At 63.9% G+C, this 26,797-nt stretch carries 18 protein-coding genes and 6 pseudogenes; 11 read left to right on the forward strand and 13 right to left on the reverse strand.

What is annotated here, in order from left to right:
- Window positions 1-25 precede the first annotated feature (25 nt).
- Both CKW46_RS14780 and CKW46_RS14785 read right to left on the reverse strand, forming a co-directional pair.
- Window positions 26-529: pseudogene (locus CKW46_RS14780) on the reverse strand (PPE family protein); the annotation flags it as partial.
- Between the two features lie 22 nt (window positions 530-551).
- A pseudogene (locus CKW46_RS14785) lies at window positions 552-1,754 on the reverse strand (ISAs1-like element IS2404/ISMul1 family transposase).
- Window positions 1,755-1,955: 201 nt separating this feature from the next.
- On the opposite strand from CKW46_RS14785, the gene CKW46_RS14790 reads away from it, so the two are divergent.
- Both CKW46_RS14790 and CKW46_RS14795 read left to right on the forward strand, forming a co-directional pair.
- Window positions 1,956-2,366 carry a hypothetical protein gene (locus tag CKW46_RS14790; RefSeq protein ID WP_482053304.1) on the forward strand — a complete coding sequence of 137 codons (411 nt, stop codon included), beginning with the start codon at window positions 1,956-1,958 and terminating at the stop codon, window positions 2,364-2,366.
- A gap of 144 nt (window positions 2,367-2,510) precedes the next feature.
- On the forward strand, window positions 2,511-3,623 hold the full coding sequence (locus tag CKW46_RS14795) for an LLM class flavin-dependent oxidoreductase (protein WP_117436748.1): 1,113 nt from the start codon (window positions 2,511-2,513) through the stop codon (window positions 3,621-3,623).
- Window positions 3,624-3,732: 109 nt separating this feature from the next.
- Here CKW46_RS14795 and CKW46_RS14800 read toward each other — a convergent pair whose 3' ends face one another.
- On the reverse strand, window positions 3,733-4,200 hold the full coding sequence (locus CKW46_RS14800) for an SRPBCC family protein (RefSeq protein ID WP_011740825.1): 468 nt from the start codon (window positions 4,198-4,200) through the stop codon (window positions 3,733-3,735).
- A gap of 137 nt (window positions 4,201-4,337) precedes the next feature.
- On the opposite strand from CKW46_RS14800, the pseudogene CKW46_RS14805 reads away from it, so the two are divergent.
- From CKW46_RS14805 to lipD, 3 genes and pseudogenes are all read left to right on the forward strand, one after another.
- A pseudogene (locus CKW46_RS14805) lies at window positions 4,338-5,161 on the forward strand (lysophospholipid acyltransferase family protein).
- A gap of 266 nt (window positions 5,162-5,427) precedes the next feature.
- On the forward strand, window positions 5,428-6,621 hold the full coding sequence (locus CKW46_RS14810; RefSeq protein WP_015355579.1) for a serine hydrolase domain-containing protein: 1,194 nt from the start codon (window positions 5,428-5,430) through the stop codon (window positions 6,619-6,621).
- A 121-nt stretch (window positions 6,622-6,742) separates the two neighbouring features.
- A pseudogene (gene lipD / locus CKW46_RS14815) lies at window positions 6,743-7,992 on the forward strand (lipase LipD).
- A gap of 50 nt (window positions 7,993-8,042) precedes the next feature.
- Here lipD and CKW46_RS14820 read toward each other — a convergent pair.
- The 3 genes from CKW46_RS14820 to CKW46_RS14830 all read right to left on the reverse strand — a co-directional run bounded on the left by CKW46_RS14820 (window position 8,043) and on the right by CKW46_RS14830 (window position 12,614).
- The gene (locus CKW46_RS14820) at window positions 8,043-8,792 is read right to left on the reverse strand and encodes a maleylpyruvate isomerase family mycothiol-dependent enzyme (protein WP_193376293.1); all 750 of its coding nucleotides are present in this window, start codon (window positions 8,790-8,792) and stop codon (window positions 8,043-8,045) included.
- A 215-nt stretch (window positions 8,793-9,007) separates the two neighbouring features.
- On the reverse strand, window positions 9,008-11,626 hold the full coding sequence (locus CKW46_RS14825) for a TetR family transcriptional regulator (protein ID WP_482053305.1): 2,619 nt from the start codon (window positions 11,624-11,626) through the stop codon (window positions 9,008-9,010).
- 607 nt (window positions 11,627-12,233) lie between these two features.
- Entirely contained in the window at window positions 12,234-12,614 is a 381-nt protein-coding gene (locus CKW46_RS14830) for a hypothetical protein (protein ID WP_015355582.1), read from the reverse strand.
- A gap of 154 nt (window positions 12,615-12,768) precedes the next feature.
- Here CKW46_RS14830 and CKW46_RS14835 point away from each other — a divergent pair, with 154 nt between their 5' ends.
- Window positions 12,769-14,643: a fatty acyl-AMP ligase gene (locus CKW46_RS14835; protein WP_482053306.1), complete on the forward strand. Its 1,875-nt coding sequence runs from the start codon at window positions 12,769-12,771 to the stop codon at window positions 14,641-14,643.
- A 3-nt stretch (window positions 14,644-14,646) separates the two neighbouring features.
- Here CKW46_RS14835 and CKW46_RS14840 read toward each other — a convergent pair whose 3' ends face one another.
- From CKW46_RS14840 to CKW46_RS14850, 3 genes are all read right to left on the reverse strand, one after another.
- A complete protein-coding gene (locus tag CKW46_RS14840; RefSeq protein ID WP_482053307.1) occupies window positions 14,647-16,509 on the reverse strand; it encodes a GNAT family N-acetyltransferase in 1,863 nt (620 codons plus the stop codon).
- A gap of 80 nt (window positions 16,510-16,589) precedes the next feature.
- The gene (locus CKW46_RS14845) at window positions 16,590-16,862 is read right to left on the reverse strand and encodes a hypothetical protein (protein ID WP_020725356.1); all 273 of its coding nucleotides are present in this window, start codon (window positions 16,860-16,862) and stop codon (window positions 16,590-16,592) included.
- A gap of 423 nt (window positions 16,863-17,285) precedes the next feature.
- Window positions 17,286-17,810: a hypothetical protein gene (locus CKW46_RS14850; RefSeq protein WP_237708332.1), complete on the reverse strand. Its 525-nt coding sequence runs from the start codon at window positions 17,808-17,810 to the stop codon at window positions 17,286-17,288.
- Between the two features lie 182 nt (window positions 17,811-17,992).
- Here CKW46_RS14850 and CKW46_RS14855 point away from each other — a divergent pair, with 182 nt between their 5' ends.
- The gene (locus CKW46_RS14855) at window positions 17,993-19,195 is read left to right on the forward strand and encodes an ISAs1-like element IS2404/ISMul1 family transposase (RefSeq protein ID WP_482053417.1); all 1,203 of its coding nucleotides are present in this window, start codon (window positions 17,993-17,995) and stop codon (window positions 19,193-19,195) included.
- Window positions 19,196-19,253: 58 nt separating this feature from the next.
- Here the strand turns inward: CKW46_RS14855 and CKW46_RS14860 are convergent, their stop codons facing one another.
- Both CKW46_RS14860 and CKW46_RS14865 read right to left on the reverse strand, forming a co-directional pair.
- Window positions 19,254-19,733, reverse strand: coding sequence for an MPT63 family protein (locus CKW46_RS14860; protein ID WP_012394541.1), 480 nt, complete (start codon window positions 19,731-19,733; stop codon window positions 19,254-19,256).
- A 311-nt stretch (window positions 19,734-20,044) separates the two neighbouring features.
- Entirely contained in the window at window positions 20,045-21,247 is a 1,203-nt protein-coding gene (locus tag CKW46_RS14865) for an ISAs1-like element IS2404/ISMul1 family transposase (protein WP_482053417.1), read from the reverse strand.
- Between the two features lie 216 nt (window positions 21,248-21,463).
- Between CKW46_RS14865 and CKW46_RS14870 the strand changes: the two are divergent.
- From CKW46_RS14870 to CKW46_RS14885, 4 genes and pseudogenes are all read left to right on the forward strand, one after another.
- Window positions 21,464-22,090 (forward strand): annotated as a pseudogene (locus tag CKW46_RS14870) (sulfatase-like hydrolase/transferase); the annotation flags it as partial.
- A gap of 169 nt (window positions 22,091-22,259) precedes the next feature.
- Window positions 22,260-22,334, forward strand: a pseudogene (locus tag CKW46_RS14875) (hypothetical protein); the annotation flags it as partial.
- A 113-nt stretch (window positions 22,335-22,447) separates the two neighbouring features.
- On the forward strand, window positions 22,448-23,671 hold the full coding sequence (locus CKW46_RS14880) for an alkaline phosphatase family protein (protein WP_482053511.1): 1,224 nt from the start codon (window positions 22,448-22,450) through the stop codon (window positions 23,669-23,671).
- Between the two features lie 205 nt (window positions 23,672-23,876).
- Window positions 23,877-24,527, forward strand: a complete 651-nt coding sequence (locus tag CKW46_RS14885) for a GAP family protein (protein ID WP_117436911.1) — start codon at window positions 23,877-23,879, stop codon at window positions 24,525-24,527.
- Window positions 24,528-24,563: 36 nt separating this feature from the next.
- On the opposite strand, the gene CKW46_RS14890 is transcribed toward CKW46_RS14885, so the two are convergent.
- Window positions 24,564-25,415, reverse strand: coding sequence for a bile acid:sodium symporter family protein (locus tag CKW46_RS14890; protein ID WP_015355589.1), 852 nt, complete (start codon window positions 25,413-25,415; stop codon window positions 24,564-24,566).
- 75 nt (window positions 25,416-25,490) lie between these two features.
- Window positions 25,491-26,489: an antibiotic biosynthesis monooxygenase gene (locus tag CKW46_RS14895; RefSeq protein WP_117436910.1), complete on the reverse strand. Its 999-nt coding sequence runs from the start codon at window positions 26,487-26,489 to the stop codon at window positions 25,491-25,493.
- Window positions 26,490-26,797: the final 308 nt, after the last annotated feature.

Below are 26,797 nucleotides of genomic sequence, written 5' to 3' on the forward strand. Positions count from 1 at the left end.
TGCCATCCGGCAGGAACTACGACGGCTACGGGGTGACGCTCTGGAAGAACAAGCCCGACAGGCTGCTGCCGACATTGGCGAAGCCCGACACCAGACTGGTCATCGCTAACGGCAACGTGCCGGTGTTGGCGAAGCCCGAAACACCGGTGCCCAGGTTGGAGAAGCCCGAGAACACGCTGCCGTAGTTTTGGTAGCCCGAGCCACCAATCAGTCCGGTGGCGTTTGTGTTGAACCAGCCCGACAGCCCTGATCCGTTGTTGCCAAACCCAGAACTGCCGCCCGCTCCGGCATTGAAGAAGCCCGATGACGGCGCAGTGCTCGAGTTGAGGAAACCTGAACCGGCGGGGATCGAAACTTGCGCCAACGTACCGGCCGGCACGTGAATGCTCGGGATGGTGAGCGCAGGCGTGGTGAAAGACGCCAGGCCTATCGGCGGGATGGTGAGTTCCCCTGTTGTCGTGGGCGGAATGTTGATCTGCGGGAGGGTGAACCCACCAACCGCAATCGGATCGATGGTGAACGGCTCAGTCGCAGGGCTCCGGCGTTGTTGATTAGCAGGCTTGTGAGCTGGGGAATTGTGGATTGAGGAGGTCTAGGCGGCGGTTGGCGGTCAAAGCGGTGATCCGGCAGGCTTCGGCGATGTTGTCGGCGCCGTTGAGGCGGTGCAGATTGATCGCGGTGTTGCGTAGCGTTGCTAGGACCTGTGCGCCGTTTCCGGTATGTGCCCTTTGATGGTCTTCGTCGAAGGTGACGTCGCGTATCCAGTGCAGGCTGTTCTCGATTCCCCAGTGTTGACGCATCCAGGTCATGATCGCGGTAGGGCGGGCGTGCTCGAACGGTAGGCTGTAGATGGCATAGACCACCTCCACGCTGCGCTGGTCGGTGGCGGTGATCAAGCGTTCACGAGTGATCCGGATGATTTGTTTTGCGTAGGGGAAGCCGATTCCTCGTGCAGCGGTGATGATTTGCAGGGTGCGGGTCTCGACACGGCCGTGGTCGCGGGAGTCGTCGGTAGCGGCTGTGGGCACCTCGGCCCAGGGCAGCGCGGTGATACGCGCAAGTATTTTGGCTTGGTTGGACTTGACGATCATCAGGTAGTGCGACTTCAAGGTGGCGCAGATCAACTTCGCGGTGACGACCTGGGTATGCATCGCATCCACGGTGACCAGCCACCGCAAGCTACCCGGCAGCAGCGTGAGCAGGGCACGTACGCAGGGAATTTCATTGCTTTTCTCGGCGACAGCGAGTTGACCGAGCACCAATCGGGCACGGTGGGCGAACACCGACACGAGATGCGTGGCTGTCGCTTTGGCGCGTAAAGCACCACGCAGCATCTTGCCGTCCAACGCGATCGGCACCAATCCACTGGGGTCGCTGCTGGCCACGTGTGCAGTGAAGTAACTGCCCATCCTGGCGTTGAGGTCGGCGGGGTCTAGCCGAGACAAAACAGCGCGGAAGGTCTTCTCACTGGGCCGCCGGAACCGGACCCCTAATTAGGCCAACACATCATCGGGAGCGGTGGCCGCCCATGTGGCAAAACCAGCATAGCCGCGCATCCCCGCGGCAGTGGCCAGAACCGCGATCGCCAACAAAGCCATCAGCGAATACCTCCGACCGCGTGGGTCCCTCAGGTCTGGCACCGAGGCCAACACATCGAGAAACTCCGATCCGATGAGCTCGCTGCGCTCACCAGGACTCCAGCGGTCGAACACCTCTGGAACCGACGACACAGGCAATACTGAAACGGTAGGCACGGGCAACTCCAGACCAACGACGAACAGTAACCAACTCGATCGTTCTCCAGATAGCCCGTGCCTACACTCCGGCCCCAATAGCGCGGCACCAAAGATCATCAACCCAGCTCACAAGCCTGCTAATCAACAACGCCGGAGCCCTGCAGCAAGGCCCGACCAAACAAGGCCCGACCAACAGTGGCGACGAGAGCGGAGAGTGACATGAGATCCCAAGCCAGGACGACATTCGCAGTTTTTGGCGGCGGCGCCATGCTTGTTCTGGCGGTGGCCTGCGGTGGCGGCGAAAACAAGGCGCCAAGTAGCACAACGCCGACCACGACACCCACAACAACAGTCCCATCCAGCCCATCCAGCTCACCTACGACAGAGTCGTCACCGGCGCCGGGCGGTCCGTCCGGCACTGGAGGCCCAGAGGGCGGGGGCGGCGGCGTGCCCGGCGGTCCCACCGGCAGCGGCGGTCCGGGTGGGGGAGGCGGCAGCATCCCGGGTGGGCCCACCGGCGGCGGTGGACCAGGCGGTGGCGGCGGCACCATTCCCGGCGTGGGTGGGCGCGGCGGCGGGCCGGGCGGTGGCGGCGGCTGCATCGGCAACATCTGCGGCAGCTACCCGTGATCGCGAGACGTCACTGAGACTTTCTTGAACTTTGCGGCGACGTTCGCCCCGGCCCTGGTGGCCCAGGCGCGTTAGTTGATGCGTTCCGGCGACGGTCGGTCCGCGTTATGGTTCGGTCAAGGCCGATCGCAAGGGAGCCTCGACATGGCCAAGCTCAGGTTCGGATATTTCATCGCCCCGTTCCACCGTGCCGGCACCAATCCAACGCTGGCCCTGCAACGCGATCTGGAGTTCGTCGAACATCTGGATGCCCTCGGGTTTGATGAGGCCTGGATCGGGGAACATCACTCGGCCGGCAGCGAGATCATCAGTTCACCGGAGGTCTTCATCGCCGCCGCCGCCGAACGGACCAAGCGGATCCGCCTTGGCACGGGGGTCATATCGCTGGCCTATCACAATCCGCTCTGGGTCGCTGACCGGCTGATGCTGCTCGATCATCTCACTCACGGTCGGGTGATCGGAGGCATGGGACCAGGTTCACTGCCCACCGATTCAGCGATGATCGGGCTTACCCCCACCGACACCCGCGAGCTGCTGGAAACCAACCTCGACATCGTCGTCCGGCTGTTGGCTGGGCAAACCGTGACCGCCAAGACCGCAACACATCAACTGTTCGACGCGAGATTACAGCTTGCGCCCTTCTCGGAAGGGGGGATCCCACTGGCGGTTGCCGCCGTCGCGTCGCCGACCGGTGCGCGGCTGGCCGGCAGGCATGGCATCGGCCTGCTGTCGATCGGAGCGACGCTGACGATCGAGGGCTTCGATGCGCTGGCCTATCACTGGGGCATCGTCGAAGAGCGCGCCGCGGCGTTCGGCACCCACGCCGACCGCAAGAACTGGACCCTGGTCGGGCCGTTTCACATCGCCGAGACCGATGCGCAAGCCCGTGCCGACGTGAAATTCGGCATCGAGCCTTGGTTCCGATATTTCCAAAAAGTTGCCGCGTTCCCCCAGATGACCATGCCTGGAGAACAACTTGACGAGATGATCGACATCATCAACGAGAACGGCGCCGGTGTGATCGGTACCCCGGAGCGGGCGCGGGCACAGGTCCAGCGACTGTGGGATCAATCTGGTGGATTCGGCTGCATGCTGCAGATGGGCCACGAATGGGCAAATCCCGCGGCGACCAGACGTTCCGCCGAGCTGTTCGCCGCCGAAGTGATGCCGCACTTTCAGGGACAAGCCCAGCCCACCCTCGACGCTGCCGTGCGTGCCGGCGAAGTGCGGGAAGGTCTGGCCCAGACGCAGCTGTAGGCCATCGACCACATGACCAAGAAATATCAGCAAGAACTCGACGGCAAGTAGCCGCTGGGGCCGAAAGCCGTTGCAGCTGAAGCTCAGCACTCACCGATTAGGGCAAGCGCTAGCCGGTGCTGGAGGCCTCCCGCTCGGCCGCCTTGACGAGTCGACCTGCAAAGAACTTGACCGCGTTGCCCAACGCCGCACGCATCACCGGCCCCGTTCCGCGAACTCCTTCGGAAAAAGAGCCGCTCCAGCGGATGTCGGTGCCGCCGGATGCGTTCGGGGTGAAGACCACTTCGCCGTGATAGTCCTTGGCCGGAGTCGAAGACCCAACCATCTTGTAAACGTGGCGGCGGTCCTGCTCGTACTCGACGGTCTCCTCCTGCACGAGCATGGGCCACATGCCTACCTTGCGAATCGCCCCGACACCGCCCGGTGCCGGGTCACCTTGCCGCGCCCAGCTCGACTGCATGACGATTGGCTTGGCCCAGTTAGCCCAGTTGGCGCCGTCCGTCGCGAGCCGGAACAGCGTCGCGGCAGGCGCGCTACTGGTCTTGGTGACTTCGAAGGAGAACTTGCGACCCGACATACCCACTCCCGATCTCACGAATGCCTGCAACGGTGCTGCCGCGTACCCTACCGGCACGCCCGACGCTGATCCGTCCGGCCCAACGCCGACCAGGCAAAATGGCCCCCTTGCCCAAATCTCGAGGGCATACTCAGCTTGTGTCGAACGTCGAAGCCCCCGCTGTTCCGCCCCCGCCGTCACAAGCCGACGTCGACGCGGCGTTGCGGATCATCAAGCCGCTGCGAAAACTGATCAAGCCCAAGGTATATGGCATCGAGAATGTGCCAACCGAGCATGCGTTGCTCGTCGGCAACCACAACACACTCGGCATGGTCGATGCCCCGTTGCTCGGCGCGGAGCTGTGGGAGCGGGGCCGGCTGGTCCGCTCCCTCGGAGATCACGCGACTTCAGAATTCCGGGGTGGCGCGAGGCCCTGATGCGGATGGGCGTCGTCGAAGGAACCAGAGAGATCACCTCGGAGCTGATGCAGCGCGGCGAGCTGATCATGGTGTTCCCCGGTGGCGGCCGGGAGGTCAACAAGCGCAAGAACGAGCGCTACAAGTTGGTGTGGAAGAACCGACTGGGGTTCGCACGCTTAGCGATCCAACATGCATATCCCATCGTGCCGTTCGCTTCGGTCGGGGCTGAGCACGGCATCGACATCGTGCTCGATACAGATTCACCGCTGATGGCACCGACCCAGTTCCTGGCCGACAAGCTGCTCGGCATGCGCGAAGGGCCGCCTCTGGTCCGCGGCGTCGGGCTGACTCCGGTGCCCCGGCCCGAGCGGCAGTACTACTGGTTCGGCGAGCCGATCGACACCACGGAGTTCGCCGGCCGGGAAGCCGACGATAGCGCCGCGCGCAAGGTGCGCGAGCGTGCGGCGGCTGCGATCGAGGAGGGTATCGAGCTGATGCTCGCCGAACGCGAACGCGATCCGAATCGCTCGGTGGTCCGCCGATTGTTGCGGTCGGACGCCTGATAAATACGCGAGTCGCACCCGAAAATTCGGCGCTGTGATTGGACCCGCGAGCCGGCCGCTGGCCGCCTGGCCGTCCGTCGATGACGCTGGCTGAGTCGTGGCGCCGCCGACCTCCACTCGCTAGCGCATTCAATCGCTGGCGCAGCCGGGGGAGAGATTCCTGGTTGTGCGACTCGCTTATCCGATGGACCGTCCGATCCGACGAGGTTTACGGGCAGCACGCGGGCGTGTGCGAGTCTTTATGTGGTGAAGGGGATTCGACAACGGTGATCGCGCGTGATGAGGCTGAGGCTCAGGCGTCGTCTGCACCCGACCAGGTGGGCTTGGTTCGGTGGAATCCGGTTTCCTCGACGCATCGGCGCGGATGGCGAAGCAAGTGGGCACCACTTCTGGTGATTGCGGTGATGCTCGGCGCCTGCGGCGGCCCGCCCCCTGCCGTCACCCCGCCGCCTACTACGGACAATTCCGATCTCAAGACCCGCAGCCAGCGGGTGCTCGACGGCGCCGTCAATCCCGATGAACCGGGCTGCTCGGCCGCAGTAGGCGTTGAGGGCGTTGTCATGTGGACCGGTGTCCTCGGGATTGCGGACCTGGCTACCAACAAGAAGGTCACCAAGGACACCGTGTTCGACATCGGCTCGGTTTCCAAGCAGTTCACCGCCACCGCGGTGCTGCTCCTGGTCAACGAGGGCAGGCTGACGCTCGATGACCCGTTGGCCCACTATGTTCCCGACCTTCCGGACTGGTCGTCCGCCGTCACCGTCGCGCAACTGATGCACCACACCAGCGGCATCCCCGACTACACCGGCTTGCTCGAGGCCCAGGGGTACCAAATGAGTGACCGGACAACCCAAGCTCAAGCCTTGGCCGCGATACAAGGGGCACCTGAGCTGGAATTCAAGCCCGGTACCCGCTTCGAGTACTCGAACTCCAACTATCTGCTGCTCGCCGAGATCGTGCGGCTGGTCTCCGGCAAATCGCTACCTGACTTCCTGAGCATCGAGATATTCCGCCCGCTGGATCTGGCCATGGTCGTGGATCCGATCTCGGCAGATCCCGATGAGGCGGTCTCCTACGGCGAGGGCGACACCGGCAACCCACCGCAGTTCCCGGTGCTCCACTCAGGTTGGGAGCAGGTCGGCGATGGCGCTATCCAGACCACGCCCAGCCAACTCGTGCTCTGGGCCGACAACTACCGAACCGGCAAAGTGGGCGGCCAGAAGCTGCTTGACGAGCAACTTGCCGGTGCCGTGGAAACCGAACCCGGCAGCGGCGACCGGTATGGCGCCGGCATCTTCTCCCGTGCCAACGGCACCCTCGACCACGACGGCAGCTGGGCCGGATTTGTCACTGAATTCCGGATCAGCAGCGACCGGCGTACTTCGGTGGCCGTCAGCTGCAACACGGAAGGACAAGATCCCGAAAGCCTGGCCGATGCAATCGGACGCCTGTGGATGTAGCCGCAGGCACCCCAGGTTGACGGCCGCTCGAGCACCGGATTCGGGTGTCAAACCCGGCCAACGACGACCAAAACGTCATTCCGATGTAACAGAGCCAGAGCGGGCTGCAATCATTCACGGTATGGCGCAACCTTCTGTCCTCACCACCGATGATGGCCTACCGTCCGGCGTAGCGGGTGCCTGCGACTCCCGGTTCTCCGGGGTCGTGCGTGCCTTCGCGGGGTTGTACCCGGGACGCAAGTTCGGCGGCGGGGCGCTATCGGTTTACATCGAGGGCCGTCAAGTGGTCGACGTCTGGACGGGCTGGGCCGATCGCAACGGCGAAGTCCCTTGGACTGCTGACACCGGAGCAATGGTGTTCTCGGCCACCAAGGGCCTGGCCGCCACCGTGATTCACCGCCTGGTGGATCGCGGGCTGCTGGATTACGACGCCCCCGTGGCCGACTACTGGCCGGAGTTCGGTGTCAAGGGCAAGTCGGCAATCACCGTCAGCGACCTGCTGCGGCATCGATCCGGGCTATCGCACCTCAAAGGTGTCGGTAAGAAGGAAATACTGGATCACCTCCGGATGGAGGAGAAGCTGGCGGCGGCACCGCTGGATCGCACGCACGGCAAGATGGCGTACCACGCAGTGACCTACGGTTGGCTGCTGTCCGGTCTGGCCCGCGCGGTGACCGGCAAAGGTATGCGTGACCTGTTCCGTGAAGAACTCGCCCGCCCGCTCGACACGGATGGTCTCCATCTAGGCCGCCCGCCGGCCGATGCGCCGACCACCGCGGCACAGACGCTGCTACCACAATCCAAGATCCCCCACTACTGGACTTCATCGCGCCAAAAGTCGCCGGACTGTCCTTTTCTGGTCTACTTGGCGCCGTCTACTTCCCGGGAATTCTGTCGATGTTGCAGGACGACATGCCATTTCTGGACGGCGAGATCCCAGCGGTCAACGGCGTGGTGACGGCGCGCGCCCTGGCCAAGACGTATGCGGCGCTGGCCAATGACGGTGTCATCGACGGCATGCAACTGTTGTCGTCGGACGCGGTAAGCGGACTGACCGGCAAGGCCGAGCTGTGGCCAGATCTCAATCTTGGTCTTCCCTTTACCTACCACCAGGGCTACCAATCCTCTCCCGTCCCAGGACTGCTGGGGGGATACGGCCACATCGGTCTGGGCGGAACCATCGGATGGGCAGACCCCGAGAGCGGCAGCGCCTTCGGCTACGTACACAACCGGCTGCTGACCTTGCTGCTCTTTGACATCGGTTCGTTCGCCGGGCTGGCGCCGCTGTTGAGCAGTGCTGTCTCGACCGCCCGGCGGGAGGGCCCGCTAGAGGTACCGCACTTCGGTGCTTCCTACCGCGAGACTGGTTAGCAACCGCTGGCGGCCGGAGAAACCAGCTGAAACCAGCCGGTCGGTGTGGCTCAGAAGGTCGCCCGGGCCAAGAATCGTCTCAGTGCCTCGGCCGAGCCGTCGACATCAACCCGATCTGGGCGACGACGCCCCCACAGCAGCAGAACCAGATCCGACGCGGTGGCACTGACCGTGGCATCGGCCACGGTCTCGATCGGCATGGCATGGCAATGCCCATCCCCGACTCGGACCGTCCATTGGGTATCGGTATCGCAGGCGCGTAACGAGATTGTCTGAAACGGCCCGGCCAAATCCTTCGACATCGCCGGCAACACATCATCGATGAACTCTGACACGCCATCGGCGGCTAAGTTTGATTCGATCGGTTCCTCGGGCGCTACCGCAGTTACGGCGTCCCAACAGTGCACCGCGGTTTCGTGCGCAACTCGGCGCCGGATAAATCCCACGTCTTGTCGACGTCCCCAAGTCCATGCCGGTACGGCGGGATCGATACCTGCGAACGTGTCACTGGTCTCGGCCACACCGTCGCGAAACCAGTCCACCAGGTTCGGCGGCCGCGCAGGCTCCTGGTAGGTCTCCGGTCCAGTAATGGCTCCGACAGCCACCTGCCGCCAAAACGTGTGCACGACACCGACATGCCAGATCAGGTCTGCGATGGTCCATCCGGCGCAGCTCGGCACCGGACGATCCAGGCCCGCCTCCGACACGGCGACAATCCGATCGCCGTCGCGCCGCAGCGCGGCCAGGTAGTCGACCCCCATGCCTGGCGATGGTACCGCCAGCCCTCGCCACGGCAGCACCGGGAAGCCCGCTCCCAGAATCAGGCCGCAGCCGCTAGCTCCGTGTTGGGGATGGACATATCCGATCACGGTCTACTGACATGACAAACAGTGCATCGCGCTCTTGCGCGGGTCGATTGGCCGCGGTCACTGGGGTTGGCACCGGGCCCCGGCGGACTTGCTAGGCGATGGCTGATTCGTGTTGCTGTGCACCCGGCCAGTTACACCGCCCGGCCTCACCCGCCATACCCTCGATCGGGCAGCACCTCCATACCCAGAACGAGGGCGGCGGCCTCGTCCAGGGATAGGCGTCTGCCCTCGTTGGTGGCGGTGCGATAGTCGGCTTCGGAAAGTTGCTTGCGGACTTGGCGTTCGCATTGTTCGTGGAATGGCCCCACGTGTGCCGAGACGGCGCCGCCGGCGCCGGCAGCGCGGCTCACGGCGGCTGCGGCGGCCATCAAAACCGCGGCGCGCCGCGGATCGTTTCTGGCCGCGGCAATCCAGGAACCCGTCTCCAGAAATGTCGCGCAGGTGAAGGTGTCGTTGATCGTCCGCGACAGTTGCAGGCCTTCCCGGTTAGCGTGCTCAGCCAGGTCCAGTTGCCCCAGCGCCAGGCGACTAGCCGCCAGGCCCGCCAAGAGGTAGGTCCGCAAGACGATGTCCTGGCCGTGGGCTTTGGACAGGGCGAGGCCCTGCTCGGCGTGGGCCACCGCGGTGTGGGCGTCATTGGCGGCGGCCGACGTCCATATCATCACTATGAGGGCATAGATTTGCACCCGGAATTCGTCGGCGCTGGCCAGCGACTGCTCGGCCAAGCTCCGCGCCAGGTCTAGCTCGCCGCGCAGCAGGGCGAGCGCTCCTTCGTTGGCGTTGAAGTAGGCGAGGGAGTTGTGGTCGGTCACGGTGGTGAGCAGTTCACGAGCTTCTGCCTGTCGAGCGGCCATGGTGGGCATATCGACCTGCAAAAAGGCTAGTTCGGCCGCTGCGACGATCGCCTGCAGTCGCGCCGCGTTGGGTTCGGCGGGGGCGGCGTCGAGGGCCTTTTCGATCCATCGGCGCCCTTGCTGGAGCATCCCGATAGCGGTCCAGGGATCGCGTAGGTTGGTGGCCATTTCCACGGCATCGGCGGGTGCAACGGTCAGCGCAACCTGCAGCGCTTCTTGCAGGTTGGGCATCTCCCGTCGCAGGCGGTGAAGCCAGTCGAGTTGATGTTCGCCAAACCATTCCTCGCAGGCTTTCTCGGCGAGCTGGCGGTACCAATCAAGGTGGCTGCGGTGCAGCTCGGCTTGCTCTTGCACGCTGAGCTTGGCGTATCCAAATTCACGCAGCGTTGCCAGCTGCCGAAAACGCAGCACGTCTTGGGCCGCGGTGCGGATGAGGATCGATTTGTCCTCGAGGGCACACAACGCCTCGAGTAGCTCATCGTCGGACATCTCTGGCGCGCAGATCCGTTGAACGGCGTTTGGCTCAAAGCCACCGGCGAACACCGACAACCGTGCCCACAGTTGTTGCTCGGCCGGGGTACAACGCTCATAACTCCAACTGATGCACCAGTTCAACGTGCGCTGGCGAGCCGGCGCCCCGCGCTTGCCATGGGTCAAGAGCCCCGCCCGGTCCGAAACCCGCGCGGCGATCTGTTCGACGGCCATCGTCCGCAACAACGGAGCGGCCAGTTCGATGGCCAATGGCAGCCCGTCAAGCTGAGCACAGATGTGCGCGACGGCCGCAGCATTGCGCTCGGTGAGCTTGAAACTGCGCTGGCTGGCACGGGCATGTTTGACAAACAACGCCACGGCATCGCAGCGGGCCAAATCCTGCAGACCAGGCAGGTGACTGGTATCGGGAACCGACAGCGGAGGAACCGGCAGCACCACTTCGGTATCGATGTCAAAGAACTCTCGGCTGGTCGCCAGAATCTTCAGCCTCGGGCAGCGTGCCAGCAGTGTCTGGATGAACGGGACCGCCGCGTCAATGATGTGTTCACAGTTGTCGAGCACCAGCAGTGCCTCACGGTCAGCCAGAGTTTCGACCATCACCTCCAACAGCGGCCTGGCGGTCTGATCGCGAATGCCCAGCGCCGCGGCCGCCGCCGCAACCAACAGCTCACCATTGCTCAGGTCGCCCAGCTCGATCAACCACACGCCATCGCGAAATTCCCCGACACATTCGTGGGCGGCCCACACCGACAAGGTCGACTTACCGATTCCACTGATCCCGGTCAACGTCACCAATCGCGAATTCAAGATCAACTCTTTGAGTTCGGCAAGTTCGGCCTCACGACCGACAAACCCAACAAGCGGTGGCGGCAGATTCCCCTGTGCCGGCGCTCTGACTCCGTCAAGCAACAAAGCGGTAATCATGTGGGTGAATTCGCGACGAGCGACCCGCCCAAGCTGGACAGACCACCCTGCGCCAGAGACGAGGCTGAAAAACGCTTCGGTCAGCCAGTCTGCGGTCACGTCGGTGCGGAACTCTCCGGCGCGTTGGCCGCGCAGAAAAATCTCCTCGATCTCGGAGTTGATTTCACGCCACTCGGCAACCGACTTCCGGGTCTCAAAGCTTTGACCTTGCACGTAGCGCAGCGTCAGGTAGCCCGCCACCGGCTCGCAAGCCGCAACCAGTATCCGCAGCGCATCAGTAGGTGAATATTCCTGCCAGTGAGAGGTTTTCAGCGCATCACGCATCTGCTCGATGGCCGCGTGATCCAGCGCCTCGAGCAATGCGGTACGTCCGTCGAAGTGGCGGTACAGCGTTGAGTGGCTGACCCCCGCGGCAGCGCCGATCTCATCCAGGGTGGCGTTGGGCCGCGTGCTGAGAAAGTCAGCTGCGGCGCGCAGCAGACGCTCGGTTTCCATTCAGACTCTCACTTGGTCTCTACTTCGTCTATGGCATTCGGTGCTACTGGTCATACAGAGCACCCTTCCGCGCCTGCTCACCGGTTGCCACCCGGCCTGGACCACGCGCGGGAGTGAAACCGTGTATCCGCCTGGTAAGGCGGGTGCTTTTTGAAGACCTCAGTCTAGATTCCAGGCTTGCCTCTCGCGGCGAGTCCTGGGTGACTTCGCCGCGCCGCGCGCGTGCACAGCCACCTACACAGGTCCAACACGCACCGTCTGAATCCGCTCCCACCAGCTAAACTGGGCCAGACCATGTCGGTGCCAGCTCTGCCATCTCCAGTTGCTGCTCAGCCCAGCCGGGCCCGCAGGCGCAACTGGCCGCGCGTGCTACTTGCCGCACCAGCGCTGATGGCGGCAACCGCATGGCTCCCACCCACCCCCGACGTCACGGCCGGTCCAACCGCGACCAACTCCGCCAAGGTCGACACACAAACCAACCCCACTGAGCCACAACACAGTTGGACTTCCCAGGCCGCGCAAGAAGAACGAGGATGCAGCAGCGGGCGCGGCGTATGGTGGCGCTGCGGGCGAGATTGAGCCCCGCACCAACCACCATCGCCCGACGCTAGAACTCAACAATCAGTACCCACACCAGGGCGGCTGCCACCAACAACAGCGCCGTCAGAATCGCCGCGCGCACAATCGCGGACTGCCGGTGGAACCAGTCACGCAGCTGGGCGAACCGCCAATCGGTCCAGGCATACGCGCGCGCGGCCCAATCGGACTCGATCGCCAGGACACGGAACGCGACCAGGACCGCGGGAATGCCCAGCTCCGGCAGCAGCACCATGAGAGGTACGGATGCGATCAGCAGCGCCGCACCGAAGACGGCGAGCAGTACGCGAAGCACCATCGGCTTGGCCCGCGCCCGGTCTCGGTAGGCGAGCACGCGCGCGAATGCCGCATCGCGAGTCGTGGCCGCGGGGTTGCAGTCGCCTGAGTCCACGGATACCCCTGCCTCGAGCCGATCGACGGGCCCGCTAGGCACGGACTTTAGTGGACCGATAGGCCAGCCAAGGGGTGATCGGTGCGTCGCCGGGGTGGCCGAGGCCACAAGGTGCTTGCGGTGCCAGACCTGCGCGGTTGCTTAGACTGCGGTTATGAATGACGGTTCCCGGCAGGACTCCGCGGCTCCAAAAGGCCTGCTAGAGATCGAGGACTGCCTGGATGCCGGCGGCAACATCGAGCTGCCGCCGGGCACCACGCTGATCTCTCTCATTGAACGCAACATTGCCAATGTCGGCGACTCGGTGGCGTATCGCTACCTGGACCACAATCGGACGGCGCAGGGGCACGCCCTGGAGGTCACCTGGTCAGAATTCGGCGTCCGGTTGCAGGCCATCGGTGCCCATGTGCAGAAGTTCGCCGGCGACGGTGATCGGGTTGCGATTCTCGCGCCGCAGGGCATTGACTACGTCGCCGGGTTCTATGCGGCGATCAAGGCGGGCACGATCGCGGTACCGCTGTTCGCACCCGAACTCCCCGGCCACGCTGAACGTCTCGATACCGCGCTGCGCGACTCGGAACCGACGGTCGTGCTCACCACCGGCGCGGCAAAGCCTGCCATCGAGGAGTTTCTGGCGAACCTTTCCCACCTACGCAGGCCGCACATCATCACCATCGATGATGTGCCGGATTCGGCGGGGGAGTCTTTCGTTCCGGTCGAGCTCGACATCGATGCCGTTTCGCACCTGCAGTACACGTCCGGATCGACACGTCCACCGGTCGGTGTGGAGATCACCCACCGTGCCGTGGGCACCAACCTGGTGCAGATGATCCTGTCCATCGATCTGCTGAACCGCAACACGCATGGCGTCAGCTGGTTGCCGCTGTACCACGACATGGGTTTGTCCATGATTGGCTTTCCCGCGGTGTACGGCGGGCACTCCACGCTCATGTCGCCAACCGCGTTTGTCCGCAGACCGCAACGATGGATCCATGCCTTGTCGGCTGGATCGCGCACCGGACGCGTGGTCACCGCGGCGCCGAACTTCGCCTACGAATGGGCGGCCCAGCGTGGTCTACTCACACCCGGCGACGACGTCGATCTGAGCAATGTCGTACTGATCATCGGTTCAGAGCCGGTCAGCATCGATGCCGTCACGACGTTCAACAAGGCGTTCGCGCCCTACGGGCTACCGCGCACAGCGTTCAAACCCTCCTACGGGATCGCAGAGGCGACGCTGCTGGTGGCAACCATCGACCATGCCGCTGAGCCCACGGTCGTCTACCTCGACCGCGAACAGCTGGGCGCCGGTCACGCCGTACGCGTGGCCGCCGAGGCACCCAACGCGGTGCTTCAGGTGTCCTGCGGCCGCGTCGCCCGCAGCTTGTGGGCCGTGATCGTCGATCCCGATACCGGCACCGAATTGTGTGACGGCGAAGTCGGCGAAATCTGGCTGCAAGGCAACAACGTCGGTCGCGGTTACTGGGGACGGCCCGAAGACACCGAGCGGGTGTTTGGCGCCAAGCTGCATTCGCAGCTCGACGAAGCTAGCCACGCCGCCGGCGCCGCGCTCGACGGCGCCTGGCTAAGAACCGGTGACCTGGGCGTCTACCTCGACGGCGAACTGTATGTCACCGGCCGAATCGCCGATCTGATCGTCATCGATGGACACAACCACTATCCCCAGGACATCGAGGCCACCGTTGCCGAGGCCTCACCCATGGTCCGGCGGGGATATGTGACAGCGTTCGCGGCACCCGCCAACGAATTGCCTACGGCCCAAGATTCGGATAGCCACAACACCAGCCCACAGCTGGTCGTCATCGCCGAACGGGCGGCCGGAACCAGCCGCGACGATCCACAGCCCGCGATCCAAGCCATCCGCGCCGCGGTGGCAAACCGCCATGGATTGGCGGTGGCCGAAGTGCGTTTCCTTCCCGCCGGCGCCATTCCGCGCACGACCAGCGGCAAGTTGGCTCGGCGGGCATGCCGCGGCCAATACCTCGGCGGGGTATTGGGAGTGCACTAGCACTCACCACGAGCCAAGCGAGCCGCTGCGCCGCTGATCGGCGAGGATTTCGCTGATGACATGGCGGGCACTGCCGGCCAGCTGAGGGTTGGTGGTCTGGTAGTAGGGAAGGGCAACGAGGGCGATCGACAAAGCCCGACCGCAACCGCGTGCCCAGGTTTCCGCGTCTACCCGCAGCATGGTGCGGAACTGCTCGCGCGCCGGCGCGGACAGCAGATTCCACGCGGGGATGAGGTCGACACTGGGGTCGCCCACGCCCATCAAGCCGAAATCGATCACCCCCGCCAACCGGCCGTCGACGGTCAGGATGTTGAACGGGGACAGGTCGCCGTGGAACCACGTCGGCGGCCCCGCGTACCCGGGGATGCGCAGCGCTCGTTCCCACGCGACGGTAACGGCATGGACGTCGAGGCGTCCGTCCAGCATCGCCAACGCGCCGCGGACCTGCTCATCCTGCTCGGCCAAGGGCTTTCCCCGCGCCGCGTCCGGCCCGCCTGCGGGGTCGATGCGGCGCAGGGCGCCGATGAAGTCGGCCAGGTCCCGAGCAAGTCCGATGGGTTCGACAAGCTGGCCGACCTTCGGATTCTCACCGGTGACCCAACGGCAGATCGACCACGGCCAAGCGAACCCCTGCGCCGCGGCACCCAGCCCCACTGGGACCGGGCTGGCAACGGGCAGCTGCGGGGCGATTCGACCGAGCCAGCGCTGCTCGGTTCGCAGGCTCGCCACCGCCCAGTGGATCCGCGGAAGCCGAACCGCCATGTCGGTTCCGAGCCGGTACATGGCGTTGTCTGTGCCGGCCGAGTCGATCGGTGTCAGTGGCAGGTCCGCCCAGTGCGGGAATTGGGTGGACACCAGCCGCCGGACCAGCGATGCGTCGATGTCCACCTCGTCGGCGTGCATCTTGGCGGCGGGAGCTCTCAGCCGCTTCTCGAACCTGATACTGCCGTCGGGTAGATCCCCGGCCGCGCTCCAGCCCAGTTTGCGGTAAAAGCCGGCGGCACGACTCGAGCCGTCGGTAGTCAGCCAGATCGCCGCGTGCCGTTCAAACAGCGTTGCTTCCACGCGCCGCATCAACGCGCTTCCCACACCGCGACCCTGAAACTGCGGTCGAACAAAGCAGGCGAACACGCTGCCGGCGGTCGCATCGGCCATCGTGAAACCCGCGGTGACCCCGTCGACATCTGCGACCCACAGGCACGGCGAGGCGCGCATGGCCTCTCGCACCGATTCTTTGGTGATGCCGAGTTCGGCGAGTTGCTCGAGCGACAGATGGTTCTCGGTGACACTGGTGCGGATCTCGAACACCGCGTCGATATCGGCCTCGCCGGCGATCCTGACCCAAACCCCCCTGCTGAGGGTGCGCTCGTAGCGGTCGAAGACGTTTCCGTCCGGCTCGCGGATCCGGCTGGTGCGGCCAAAGCCAGCCCGCAGCGCGACCCGCGCCGAAGCCGAGTTCTCCGGCTCCACCTTGACCACCGCAACGGTGGCATCCAGCTGTGCCGCATAGCGGCACACCAGGTCGACCGCGCGGGTGGCCAGGCCGCGCCCGCGCCAGGCCGGGTAGAGGCCGTAGGCGACGTTGACCTCGCCGAAGGCCAGTCCCTCACCGGCAAATCGCAGTTCGACCGTCCCCGCCGGAACCTGCTGCGGCCCCACTCGGATCGCGAAGGCCCGCAGTGGTCCGCCGGTAGCCCATTGGTCACGGCAGTGTTCGAAGTACGCCGCCGCGCTGTGCTGGGTCACCACCCCGCCGCTGAGCCAGCGCGCTGTCAGCTCGTCTTGGCCGGCGACGTGCGCACTCACCTCATCGGGACGAAACGGCGAGAGCGTGACCGTGCCATCCGATAGCGGTGGGTCGACCATTCAGCGATTGTTGCCACCGACGTGTGCCGGGGCAACCGAATATTCCGGGGGCCGCAACGCATCTCGCACCAGCAGCGATATCACGGCCGAATGTCCGTGTACTGCAGGGTGTAGCCGTCGCTGGAAAACGTGAAGCCTTGTGCGCTCGTTTCACTTGCACAGGAGACACCGACGGATTCCTGAAAGTTGCACCGGAAACCGGCCGCATCGAGGACTTCGTTGAAGGGCAGAACCTTCGCCGGCTCAACGGCCGCAAAGGATTGTGCCTTGCTCAGCACGGCGAAGTGCGCCTCACCGGTCTCCTCGACCACGATCGCATTCGGCGCGTCGGTAGTCCCATCGGAGTTGGTCACCGTGTCTGGCGCACCGTGGATCCCGATCGCCGAACCACTGGCAGACTGACAACCGGCCTGGACATGGGGCAGGATCGCGCAACGCCAGCGACCGCTGGGCGACTCGAAGTAGTAGCCCGCGCGAGCGCTGCCGGTGTCCAAGAAGTAGTCGGCCGCGTTCGCCAGCTGCAGATTATTACTGGGAGTCGGCAGTGTGGACGTAGAAATTGTGGTGCCGGTTGGCGCCGGAGAGCTCTCTCCGGTGGTAACGCCCGGCCCATCGCCACACCCCGCCGTGCTCGCCAACAACAGAATTGCTGCCCATCTCCCGACGCCGGTACCGCTGATTCGCATACGGCCATGGTGGCATTACCGCGCCCAAGGCGGCCCCGGCTGGTCGAGCCGACGGTGCTGAACTTCGCACCGGCATGCGGTCGTGCGCTTTCACAGACTCGTCGCCTGCCCCATGATCAGCGGCGGTGGCGCCCCGGCGTGCGGATCGGCGCTGGCCTTGTAGAACGCCGGCAATGCGCCGGCCGCGGCGACGTATTCGGCATCAAGTTTCACCCGATACCACTGGATACCCATCGATGCAGAGATCTGCGGGTCGGCGCTTCCGACGTTGACGATCTCGGTGACCCGCACGCACCTCACACGTTGGTCCATGCGTAATGAGAACTGCGCCAGCCCGTCTCGGTCGTGATCCGGCGATGTTGCGCCATAGATCGCACGCATCGGCCGGCCCAGGTACCCCCAAGCCGCGCCGTAGTCGCGGTCGTTGACCGCGTTGAAGTAGTCCACGATCACCCGCTCGCCTTCATCAACGGGCCTGGTGACAGGCCTGCCGCCGGCGCATCCGACCTCTGCCGATGGCCGCCCGCACAGCGGGTAGCCGGCTCCGAACAGTGCCGTCACCGCGACCAATGCCGCACCGGCCGCGAGCCTGCCTCGCTTCCGTGAAGGGCCCACGGCAACCACGATAGGGCCGTGGTGCGAGCGGGCAGGCCCCAGGGCTCCGGCGTTGTTGACTAGCAGGCTTGTGAGCTGGGTTGATGATCTTTGGTGCCGCGCTATTGGGGCCGGAGTGTAGGCACGGGCTATCTGGAGAACGATCGAGTTGGTTACTGTTCGTCGTTGGTCTGGAGTTGCCCGTGCCTACCGTTTCAGTATTGCCTGTGTCGTCGGTTCCAGAGGTGTTCGACCGCTGGAGTCCTGGTGAGCGTAGCGAGGTCATCGGATCGGAGTTTCTCGGTGTGTTGGTCTCGGTGCTAGACCCGAGGGACCCACGCGGTCGGAGGTATTCGCTGATGGCTTTGTTGGCGATCGCGGTTCTGGCCACTGCCGCGGGGATGTGCGGCTATGCTGGTTTTGCTACATGGGCGGCCACCGCTCCCGATGATGTGTTGGCCCAATTAGGGGTCCGGTTCCGGCGGCCCAGTGAGAAGACCTTCCGCGCTGTTTTGTCTCGGCTAGACCCCGCCGACCTCAACGCCAGGATGGGCAGTTACTTCACTGCACACGTGGCCAGCAGCGACCCCAGTGGATTGGTGCCGATCGCGTTGGACGGCAAGATGCTGCGTGGTGCTTTACGCGCCAAAGCGACAGCCACGCATCTCGTGTCGGTGTTCGCCCACCGTGCCCGATTGGTGCTCGGTCAACTCGCTGTCGCCGAGAAAAGCAATGAAATTCCCTGCGTACGTGCCCTGCTCACGCTGCTGCCGGGTAGCTTGCGGTGGCTGGTCACCGTGGATGCGATGCATACCCAGGTCGTCACCGCGAAGTTGATCTGCGCCACCTTGAAGTCGCACTACCTGATGATCGTCAAGTCCAACCAAGCCAAAATACTTGCGCGTATCACCGCGCTGCCCTGGGCCGAGGTGCCCGCAGCCGCTACCGACGACTCCCGCGGCCACGGCCGTGTCGAGACCCGCACCCTGCAAATCATCACCGCTGTACGAGGAATCGGCTTCCCCTACGCAAAACAAATCATCCGGATCACTCGTGAACGCTTGATCACCGCCACCGACCAGCGCAGCGTGGAGGTGGTCTATGCCATCTGCAGCCTGCCGTTCGAGCACGCCCGCCCTACCGCGATCATGACCTGGATGCGTCAACACTGGGGAATCGAGAACAGCCTGCACTGGATACGCGACGTCACCTTCGACGAAGACCGTCAAAGGGCACATACCGGAAACGGCGCACAGGTCCTAGCAACGCTACGCAACACCGCGATCAATCTGCACCGCCTCAACGGCGCCGACAACATCGCCGAAGCCTGCCGGATCACCGCTTTGACCGCCAACCGCCGCCTAGACCTCCTCAATCCACAATTCCCCAGCTCACAAGCCTGCTAATCAACAACGCCGGAGCCCTGGGGCAGGCCCGCACCGTGCCGGTCAAACAGCAACCGTTCTAGGGACCCCAAATCATGAGATCTTCCATTCCATTGTTCATCGCAACAATGGTCGGAGCCGGACCGGTGACATCGAAGTAGATCTTCCCGGTCGATGATGCACCCTGTGGGATGGTGGCCCCGCTAATGGTGTTCGGGCCCGACGCTTGCCACAGGACTCGGTAGTTGACCCCGTCCGCGGTGCGAGCGTTGAACTGAGAAATCGCCGGAGTGACCGGGCCGCTGATTGCATTAACGGTGGCAGTGGCTTCCCAGACCTGGCCGGCTACCGGGTAGCCGGGGATCACGTCTGAGCTGGATTTGAGATCGCTGACTGTCCAGCCGAGCACAACTTGACCAACGGAGTCGGTCATCTTCAACTCACTGCCGAATTTGCCGGTGATCGGATATGCGGCGAATGCGATTGGTGCAGTGATGGTCGCGATGGTCGCAATTGCCACGACGGCCACCGCCGTCTTTATCATCGTGGTGAGCTTCATTGGTCCTCCTCCACTATTTTTTTGGAGCGATCACGCCGTTCAAACTTCCCGGCATGACTAACTCTAAGTCTTAAATGGCGTATTGCTCCCCACAATTTGGCAGCAAACACCACAGCCCACCTGGCCCAAGTACCTCGCCGGTACGGCGGACAGACGCCGAAGAATCTGTAATGTGGCCGTCGAGAAGACCTCTGGCAGACAACAATCCGGGCACGGGAATCAGGAGCACGAATGGTCGACTTGCCGCGCAACGAGCAACCGTTCGGCGGAGTTATCAACCCGGTGGGGGCCCAGGGCTCCGGCGTTGTTGATTAGCAGGCTTGTGAGCTGGGGAATTGTGGATTGAGGAGGTCTAGGCGGCGGTTGGCGGTCAAAGCGGTGATCCGGCAGGCTTCGGCGATGTTGTCGGCGCCGTTGAGGCGGTGCAGATTGATCGCGGTGTTGCGTAGCGTTGCTAGGACCTGTGCGCCGTTTCCGGTATGTGCCCTTTGACGGTCTTCGTCGAAGGTGACGTCGCGTATCCAGTGCAGGCTGTTCTCGATTCCCCAGTGTTGACGCATCCAGGTCATGATCGCGGTAGGGCGGGCGTGCTCGAACGGCAGGCTGCAGATGGCATAGACCACCTCCACGCTGCGCTGGTCGGTGGCGGTGATCAAGCGTTCACGAGTGATCCGGATGATTTGTTTTGCGTAGGGGAAGCCGATTCCTCGTACAGCGGTGATGATTTGCAGGGTGCGGGTCTCGACACGGCCGTGGCCGCGGGAGTCGTCGGTAGCGGCTGCGGGCACCTCGGCCCAGGGCAGCGCGGTGATACGCGCAAGTATTTTGGCTTGGTTGGACTTGACGATCATCAGGTAGTGCGACTTCAAGGTGGCGCAGATCAACTTCGCGGTGACGACCTGGGTATGCATCGCATCCACGGTGACCAGCCACCGCAAGCTACCCGGCAGCAGCGTGAGCAGGGCACGTACGCAGGGAATTTCATTGCTTTTCTCGGCGACAGCGAGTTGACCGAGCACCAATCGGGCACGGTGGGCGAACACCGACACGAGATGCGTGGCTGTCGCTTTGGCGCGTAAAGCACCACGCAGCATCTTGCCGTCCAACGCGATCGGCACCAATCCACTGGGGTCGCTGCTGGCCACGTGTGCAGTGAAGTAACTGCCCATCCTGGCGTTGAGGTCGGCGGGGTCTAGCCGAGACAAAACAGCGCGGAAGGTCTTCTCACTGGGCCGCCGGAACCGGACCCCTAATTGGGCCAACACATCATCGGGAGCGGTGGCCGCCCATGTAGCAAAACCAGCATAGCCGCACATCCCCGCGGCAGTGGCCAGAACCGCGATCGCCAACAAAGCCATCAGCGAATACCTCCGACCGCGTGGGTCCCTCGGGTCTAGCACCGAGACCAACACACCGAGAAACTCCGATCCGATGACCTCGCTACGCTCACCAGGACTCCAGCGGTCGAACACCTCTGGAACCGACGACACAGGCAATACTGAAACGGTAGGCACGGGCAACTCCAGACCAACGACGAACAGTAACCAACTCGATCGTTCTCCAGATAGCCCGTGCCTACACTCCGGCCCCAATAGCGCGGCACCAAAGATCATCAACCCAGCTCACAAGCCTGCTAATCAACAACGCCGGAGCCCTGGGTGGGGGCCGACTCCACCCCGGTCACCCCGTCGATCGACTATCCACCCGACGGGGCTCCCAACGTCGTTGTGGTGTTGCTCGACGACGTTGGGTTCGGCGCCCCTTCGACCTTCGGCGGACCAGTGCCTACCCCAACCCTGGACCGCATCGCCCAAGCCGGCTTGCGCTACAACCAATTCCACACCACCGCACTTTGCTCGCCCACCCGCGCCGCGTTGCTGACCGGCCGCAATCACCACAGCGCGCATATGGGGACGATCTGCGAGATCGCCTACGGGTTCCCCGGCTACGACAGTGTGCTGCCGCAGAGCACCGCCACCATCGCACAGATCCTGCGCATGAACGGATACAACACCGCACTGTTCGGCAAAGCGCATTTCACTCCCACCTGGGAGATTGGCCCGGCGGGCCCCTTCGACCGGTGGCCCACTGGCCTGGGATTCGAACGCTTCTACGGTTTCCTGGGCGGCGACACGTCACAGTACGAGCCCGCGTTATTTGACCAAACCACGCCGGTTGAGCCATACGTCGGGCGCGACGACTACCACCTCACCGAGGATCTTGCCGACAAGGCGATCGAGTGGATTCAGCGGCAACAGACATCCGCGCCGGACAAGCCGTTCCTGCTCTACTTGGCACCCGGCGCAACGCACAGTCCCCACCACGTCTGGCCAGAATGGTCGGACCGGTTCGCCGGACAGTTCGACGAGGGCTGGGACGCGCTGCGCGAGCAGACGTATGCCCGCCAGCTCGAGAGGGGAATCATTCCCCCCGGGACCCAACTAACACCACGACCCGAACAAATTCCGGCCTGGGCGGACTACGACGATCGGTACAAGCCGGTGGCGCGTCGCCTGATGGAGGTTTATGCCAGGTTTTCTGGCCCATACCGATGCCCAGATAGGCCGTGTCGTCGATGCGATCGACGACCTGGGGCAGTGGGAAAACACCTTGTTCATCTACATCTGCGGCGACAACGGCGCCTCGGCCGAAGGAACGGTGCACGGCGCCTGGAGCTCTCCTTCGTTTCAAAACGGGTTGCCCGAGGACCCTGAATGGCTGCTGGCCCACTTGGCCGATTTCGGCACGGTGCGCTGCGAGAACCACTACAACGTCGGCTGGGCCTGGGCGCTGGACTCACCGTTTCAGTGGATGAAACAGGTGGCATCTCCCATTTCGGCGGAACTCGCAACGGGATGGCCGTCTCCTGGCCCCGCGGGATTACCTGCGCGGGGGAGCAGCGCAGCCAGTTTCACCACGTCATCGACGTCGTTCCGACGATCTTGGAGGCCGCCGGAATCGAGATGCCCGAGCGCGTCAACGGTATCGAGCAGAAGCCGATCGAAGGTGTGAGCATGCGCTACTCCTTCGACGAGGCCGATGCCCACAGCCGACGCCGGACCCAGTATTTCGAGATCTTCGGCAATCGCGCCATCTATCACGAAGGTTGGATCGCGTCCTGTTTCCATGGCCGGCTGCCGTGGGTCCGCACCCAGCGAACCAACCCCTTCGGCGACTCCGAGCGCTGGGAGCTCTATCACCTCGCCGACGACTTCAGCCAGGGGGTAGATCTCGCCGAGCAATACCCGGACAAGCTCGCCGAGCTGCAGGCCGTGTTCGACACCGAAGCGCGCAAGTACGACGTCTACCCGCTCAGCGACGCGACGCTGGCCCGCGCGCTGCCCGCTAACCGGCCGAACCTGCTCGCCGGCCGCACCTCGGCTACTTATTACCCCAGCCATGTGCGGATCCCCGAGACCTCGACGCTGCCCTACACCAGCACCTCATTCGAACTGCGGGCGCAGCTGCAGATCCCACGCGGCGGCGCCCAGGGGGTGGTCATCTGCATCGGTGGGTCAATGGGCGGGTGGAGCCTGTATCTGCAAGACGGCATCCCTACGTTCGCCTACAACTACTTGGGCCACGAACTCACCACGGTCGCCGCCACCGATCCGCTTCCCGAGGGTCAGATAACCCTGGCGCTTTCGTTCGACTACGACGGCGGGGGACTGGGGAAGGGCGCGTTGGTCACCTTGCTCGTCGACGGCACCACGGTGGCCAGCGGACGCGTTGAGCAGACGGTTCCGTTCCGATTTTCAATGAGCGGAGAAACCCTCGATGTTGGACTCGACACCGGCTCACCCGTCGCGCCCTACGAGCACAGTTTCCCGTTCACCGGCCGTATCCACCGGATCGATGCCAGTGTGAGCCCGCGTCCGGCCGACCTTGCCGCCGCCCTTTCCGACATCGAGATGCGCGCGGCACTGGGCTCCCAATAGATCGCGCTGGTCGGTGGCCTACACCGCACCCGTCGGTGATCAGCGGCAACGCACCCACCGCGTTGCCGTGCTGCCTGAAGCGCTCGCATCGTTAGTGGCTCAAGTTTCACAACCGAACCTGGACACCGGCGCCAGGTTTGGCCCCATCGGCGTGCCGGCTGGTTATTCTCACCCGGTGTCCGCCATGTGAAGCAGCCTGCTGCCGTTGATTCTTGGCAGTCTGCTGGAACCGATCGAACTTGCCATAACCATCATGCTGCTGGGCACGCCCGCGCGTACTCGAACCGCCGGCGCTTGGATCGCCGGCCATGGCTGCACACGTCTGCTGCAGGGCCTGGTCTTCGGCACCATCCTGCACTGGGGAGCTCGCCGCTCTGCACCCAACCACACGCACCACTGGATTGTGTCGACCGTCCTTCTGATCGTGGCGCTGATATTTCTGGTCACCGAGGCCCGAGAGTTCTTCGGCGATAACGACCCGGAGGCGCCACCGCCCAAGTGGATGGCGATGCTGATGTCGGCGACACCCACCAGGGCGTTTCTCATCGGCGCGGGCCTGGTGACCGTATCGGTGAAATCGTGGGTCTTCACGCTGGCGGCGATCAGCGTGATCGGCAACGCGGGACTGCCACGAGTCGGCAACATGGCTTCCTACGTGCTTTTCGTGTTGCTTGCCCTGAGTACAAATCTGCTCGTGGTAGCCATGGCCGCACTGTTCCCTGATCAGTCGCGCGCCCTGCTGGACCGGATCCAGCGCTGGCTGCAGGACAACGACAGACCGATCATGATCGTGGTGGGATTGGGGTTTGGGATCTGGTTCGGATTCAAGGCCCAGCACGGCCTCGGGGTGATCTAGATCCCGCAGCCCAGCGATGCGCCAACGGACGGCCAGTCACGATGGTGAGGTGACCGCGCGTCGGCGCGTCCACAACGTATAGAGCATCCCCAACACCGCGGTGAGCAAACCGTAGAGCGCCACGGCGGCGTGCTCGTCAGCGTTGGGAAAATTGGCCGACGCGATCGCCAACGCGGTCGCGGGATGGCGGCAGCTGCTGGCGAACGCCAACACCGTCGACGATTCCCGGTCGGGGCCGCCCAAGAGATGACCAATGGCGAAGGTGCCAGCGATGAATGCCAACATGGCCACCAAGGTCGATTCACCGATGAGCTTCCACATCTCGGGCGCAGCTGAGATCAGCAGCGCAATCATTGCGATCGGCAGCACCCACTTCTGCGCGCGCTGGATGGGCGGCGCGATGCGGGTTGCCGCATCCGGCCAGCGCGCTCTGATCGCCATCCCGGCGCCCAGCGGGACCAGCACAGATATGGCCATCAGCTCTCCGATGGCCCCGGGTCTGGAGACGAGTTGGCGCCCGAAGATGTCATCGAGCAACATCGCGGCCACGGTTAGCACGGGAACGACGAGGACGGCGAGGATGATGACCAGACCCAGGGCGTACTGAACGTGCCCGCCCGCTTTTTCTCCGCGACGCGGCAACAACGGGGGCAGCGGTGACAACGACAGTGTGACAAGCGCAATCGCAATTTGTGGACGCAGCTCCAGCAAGCGAACGAGCAGTATTGCTAGCACGGGTGCAACGATCAGCACGGCCAACACCGAACGGGCCAGCAGACCCGGGCGTCTCAGCACATAAAGCACGTCGGAAAAGTGTGCTGTCAACCCGTAGCCGAGGATCACCACGAACAGGCTCAACTGAAAGGCGATCTTCGCCGCTTCGACCATCGTCACCGCGCCAGCTTGCCACGACCGGCAGATCGGTGAGACCTGAATGCGTTGCCGGCTAAAGCAATAGCGAGCCTATGGGTGCCAAAGCCGGACCGTAACCAGGTAGAACACCACGGCCCAGGCCCCGTTGACCAGCACCACCAACAGCATTCCGCCGACGTTGGTACGCGGCTGACGAGCGCGGGCCTTCGGCCTGAGCCACCACCCGATGATCGGCATGCTGTAGTAGGGCATGGTGATGTAGCTCATCACAAAGCTCGACAACAGGTTGCCCACCAGCATCCCCAACCACAGTGGCATGCGCAGCGGACTGAGCAGCATCGTCAACAACACCACGGTGGGGTAGAGCCCTAACCACACCGCCACCGAAGTCTTGAAATCCGAAGGTGGCGGGGCTGTCTCGTCACCGAGTACGAACCAGCTGCCGAATGACTGATCGATCTTGCGCATCTTGTAGTCCCGGAAGTGCGGGTGGTGCATGAGCTGCTTGCGCGCCTCCGACGTCAGCCAGGCATCCAGATGCTCGGCGGTGTCGAATCGATAGCAGATTGTCCACTCGTCTTGGATGCCAGCGACCGGGCGGAACATCTCGGCACCGCGAAAGCCCGCGAACTTGCTTTCGGCTGCCACGATGTCCTTCTGCCAAGCCAGGAACTCATCCACCCGTTCTTCGGGAACCCGGTGCGACACAACGACGGTCATCAGCGAGTCATCAGCCTCGGTACTGCGTGCGATCACCTGACAGCTGGCTGGTCCCGCAAAAATCCCCGCCGCCTCACTGACCATGAGCTGGCGGCTGGAACTGTCCAACCAACTTTTCGCGTTTGGAGCCGAATCGAAGCGATAGACGGCAATCCACTCGGACTGCGCCCCGCCGGGTGGCCGCAGCTCGGAGCCGAGGTAGCCCGGATAGTGCGAAAGCCCCTTGTGAAGCTTCTGCTGCCAAGCGACGTAGTCGTCTTCGCGACCGGAATGTATTGCCTGACCGATGATCACGGTCACCGCGTTGTCACGTGGCTCGACCGCACGGTAGGACCCCGACCGGTCGCCGCCGGGCGCCTTCTGTCCCATCAACAGCTGCCTTCGTTCGCGCTACGGCCCCGGACATCGCCTGGGGTTGAGTCGGAATATCGCAACTCGTGGTTGTGCCCGCCTGCCCGGCCGGCGCCAACCGATACACCGCCCAGCCGAATCGCCATGGCCACGGACCGCTCAGGTGTCATCGTTTGTTCCCGTCAACAACTGTTCCCACCAACAACAATCGGTTCAGGCCGGTGAACTTCGGCTCAACCCTAGCGCGATGGCGCCACGCCGACCGGAAAACAATCCGAAATTGGAATCCAAATTGGTACGGCCGAACCAATTGTGCACCGCTGGAG

It is taken from the genome of Mycobacterium liflandii (assembly GCF_022354805.1).
In the GTDB taxonomy this organism is placed as follows: Bacteria; Actinomycetota; Actinomycetes; order Mycobacteriales; family Mycobacteriaceae; genus Mycobacterium; species Mycobacterium marinum.